Here is a 3,374-nt window from a genome sequence, read left to right on the forward strand (position 1 = left end):
CATATTCCGCCTCAGATGTCACACTTGTCAATACCTCTTGACCTGAATCCTTACGAATAATCGATAAGACATAGCCGTTCTAAATGCTTCCAAAGCTTCAGTAAAAGTGTTCAAAGATTTGTTTGCCCACCTGCGTCTTAAGCCTTCTGTTAGCTGATGCCAAAGAATAAAAGTATAAGCACAAAAAACTCAGATAAAATGTCTAATTAGACTTCTTTTATCTCGGACTTGATATTCTTTTAGCCCTAACCAACACGAGAGCTTCTCTATAGAAAACTTCTACCCAATTTGTTTGAGAATATGTGTCAACTATCCATTTTGGAGTGACAATTGATGAGGAAAAATTGGTGATAAAATAGTCAATATCAGTAGCTTCTGAGAAAGTCGCAGCGTAGCCTTCGGCAAGGTGTTCCACATACATGACGATAGCAATATTTCGCTTTCCCAACAGTAGTGATATCTCTATTTCTCTAGTTACAATCCATACTGTTTTGGGTTTGTCTAAGTCTAGTTTAATTTTCGTAAAAGCCTCTGTGGGTAAACTTTGTTCTGCCAGTAGAGCCTAGTTCAATGGGCAGTCTAGTTAATTGGAGTCTGCGGTGCAATTCCCATCGTGTTGTATTAACTGCTGTCGCATCTTTGAGCGGTGCTTTAGCTTGAGCTAAAATCCGCCGCACCAATTCTGATTTTTTAGCTAGAAAATGCTCGACTGGTTGATTGCCCTTAGCCACGCGATCGCTCCCGCCTCTCGACTTGGGATGAATATGCTCAACCTCAAACGGCACATTCTCTACACCACAGTAGGCGCATTTTCTTGCCCACTTCTGAAGTAAGTATTCGCGCACCTCAAAGCCAAATAACTCGCCCTGTTGATATTCGACACCTTTTATTTCAGGGTTTTGGAGTTGTTGCAAATCAAACCACTAACTCTTGAGAGATTGCCGTAATTGGGCATAGTTTTCTGAGCATCAACAGAAGAACTAGGAATCGCTTGCTGTGTATGTGTTGTATACGTCATAATGGAAATCTTCGTAATTGGGGAAAAGGCGATCGCTTTGTTTACCAGACAGGGGCAGTCGCCTTTGTTATGTGTGCAAACGACGTTGTGGTTTAGCACAACGCTCTCTTTCTTAATTTGGCGTAGCCATCAAAGCTAGTTGCTAAGAGCATTCTCAAGACAGCAGACGGACAGCATCAGGGGACGTGTACAGCTTTAACAACGTTAAAAGCTAATCGTCTAAGGTTTTTTGTTAATCATTTATTAAAAGAAGAGTTTATTCTCAATAAATCTAAAAATAGTCGCATTAACAGCTGCTTATTGACATAGATTAGCATAGGCGTAGCCCGTCGTAGACATCGCTTTCAAGCTTGGAAAATAAATCAAACGCAAAATGCTGATTAAATCGATTGGTTCTTAACCTTGATTGTGATCAAGAGTAATTTAGATGCGTTTGCCCTGACAGGCGGCGGAGAAGGAAACGGGAACTTTGCCGAAAACAGAAGTTGAGCAGCTCTTGCAGACATGGTTCAAATCCTCATTTCACGGTTACTATGTCTAAAATACTTTGCCTAAAACAATGCTAACTAGGCAAAGTTTAAAAATGGAGGAGAATGTCAATTCAGTTTTTGACCGAGGAGCAAAAACTCCGTTATGGGCGTTACGTGGAAGAACCGACACCTCTGCAATTAGCTCGCTATTTTCATCTCGACGATACAGCACGACAATTGGTGAAACAGCGTCGTGGCGATCATAACCGTTTGGGCTTCGCCATCCAAGTTTGCACAGTGCGGTTTCTAGGAACTTTTTTGATTAACCCAATTGATGTCCCGCCTGGAATTGTAGCTGATCTGGCTCAATAACTAGACATCTCCCAAACCAACTGTCTGCTGCGCTATTTAGAACGATCCACCACTCATTGTGAGCGTTGGAGCAATCTGGGTGCTAAATTATTACAGAGTCAGGCTTGGGAGTCAGCCCGCTCCCATGTATGCCGAATTCTGAACCTGCAAGCAGCTCCTGCTTCTGAACTCCAAGTTCTCAAACAACAGTTAGATGAAACCTATCAGCGTACTGCTAGCAACCTACCTTACAATACTGCTGTCAAAATTGAAGTCGCTAAAGGACGTGAGACATTAACTATCAGGAATTTAGATAAATTAGCAGAGCCTGAAAGTTATCTTCAACTCAAAACACTCGTAGACAGTTTATTGCCTCATGTTGATTTACCAGAAGTCCTATTGGAGATTCAAGCAAAAACTGGATTTATGGATGAGTTTACCCATGTCAATGAAAGTTTTGCTCGTGTCAATGACTTATCCACCAGTATTTGTGCTGTATTAATCGCCTCTGCTTGTAATATTGGTTTAACCCCCTTAGTGCGCTCAGATGTCCTAGCCTTAACTCGTGGCAGACTTACTTGGGTTGAGCAAAACTACATTCGTCCTGAAACTCTGATTCAAGCTAATGCACGATTAGTCGATGCTCAAGCTCAGATTCCTTTGGCGCAGATATGGGGAGGTGGCGAAATTGCATCAGCTGATGGTCTACGCTTTGTTGTGCCTGTACGTACCCTCAATGCCGGGGCTAACAGCAAGTATTTTGGTCAAGGGCGTGGTATTACTTCTTACAATTTTACTTCCCCAGCAATTGCTTACGAACTCTGTTGCAATGGTGGAGCAGGAAATTTTGTTGTTTGGCGGCACGGTTAGAGATAATTTGACTCTGTGGGATACTACTGTACCAGATAAAAGCCTGATGCGGGCATGTTTTGATGCGGCGATCGCAGATGTAATTCTCTCTATGTCCGGCGGATTGGATGCAGAACTCATAGAAGGTGCTGCTAATACAATGCCTTAACCTATTAGATGAGCAAGAAGTACAAGCAGAAATAACACGGCTTTGCGATCGCCAACGCCTAAATCATCAAGTCACAGCACAGGCTATAGGCTCTTTAGCATCAACATTGAGTTCCCAAGATGGCGACATTTTTTTAGAAGGAACTCCTTTATTAGTTGCAGCTGGTGCAGTTGGAAGGGCAATGGGTATAAAGATTTGCCCTCCGTCTCGCTCCGAAAACCTCAAGCGAATTAAGGAACCCTTAGAAGCAATTGTCCGAGCTTCACGCATCCGAATGCGGCGGGTACTGTTGCGAGATAATTGGTGGGAAAAGGATTCTGGACCAATAGTTGCCTACACCCAGCAAGATAACCGACCAGTAGCGCTGCTACCGATTGGTGCAACTCATTACGAAATTTTTGATCCAGTTGAGCATACCCGCTTGAAAGTGGATGAGCGCATAGCTGCAACACTAGTTCCTGTGGGAGCAACGCGATTTTGTGAAGTCGGTCAAAAAAGGTGCGATCGCGAATAATTC

At 43.1% G+C, this 3,374-nt stretch carries 4 protein-coding genes and 2 pseudogenes; 4 read left to right on the forward strand and 2 right to left on the reverse strand.

Annotation, left to right across the window (positions count from 1 at the left end; translation table 11 throughout):
* Positions 1–60: 60 nt before the first annotated feature.
* Both Q0541_RS20600 and Q0541_RS20605 read right to left on the reverse strand, forming a co-directional pair.
* A pseudogene (locus tag Q0541_RS20600) lies at positions 61–547 on the reverse strand (IS701 family transposase); the annotation flags it as partial.
* The gene (locus Q0541_RS20605; protein ID WP_298914448.1) at positions 513–914 is read right to left on the reverse strand and encodes a hypothetical protein; all 402 of its coding nucleotides are present in this window, start codon (positions 912–914) and stop codon (positions 513–515) included. The gene Q0541_RS20605 and the pseudogene Q0541_RS20600, both read right to left, overlap by 35 nt.
* Before the next feature lie 697 nt (positions 915–1,611).
* On the opposite strand from Q0541_RS20605, the gene Q0541_RS20610 reads away from it, so the two are divergent.
* From Q0541_RS20610 to Q0541_RS20625, 4 genes and pseudogenes are all read left to right on the forward strand, one after another.
* On the forward strand, positions 1,612–1,860 hold the full coding sequence (locus tag Q0541_RS20610) for a DUF4158 domain-containing protein (RefSeq protein WP_298914451.1): 249 nt from the start codon (positions 1,612–1,614) through the stop codon (positions 1,858–1,860).
* A gap of 405 nt (positions 1,861–2,265) precedes the next feature.
* Positions 2,266–2,709, forward strand: a complete 444-nt coding sequence (locus Q0541_RS20615; RefSeq protein ID WP_298914457.1) for a Tn3 family transposase — start codon at positions 2,266–2,268, stop codon at positions 2,707–2,709.
* Positions 2,639–2,845: pseudogene (locus Q0541_RS20620) on the forward strand (hypothetical protein); the annotation flags it as partial. The gene Q0541_RS20615 and the pseudogene Q0541_RS20620, both read left to right, overlap by 71 nt.
* Positions 2,835–3,371, forward strand: coding sequence for a hypothetical protein (locus Q0541_RS20625; RefSeq protein ID WP_298914454.1), 537 nt, complete (start codon positions 2,835–2,837; stop codon positions 3,369–3,371). The pseudogene Q0541_RS20620 and the gene Q0541_RS20625, both read left to right, overlap by 11 nt.
* Positions 3,372–3,374 lie beyond the last annotated feature (3 nt).

Source organism: uncultured Nostoc sp., assembly GCF_937863485.1.
In the GTDB taxonomy this organism is placed as follows: Bacteria; Cyanobacteriota; Cyanobacteriia; order Cyanobacteriales; family Nostocaceae; genus Nostoc.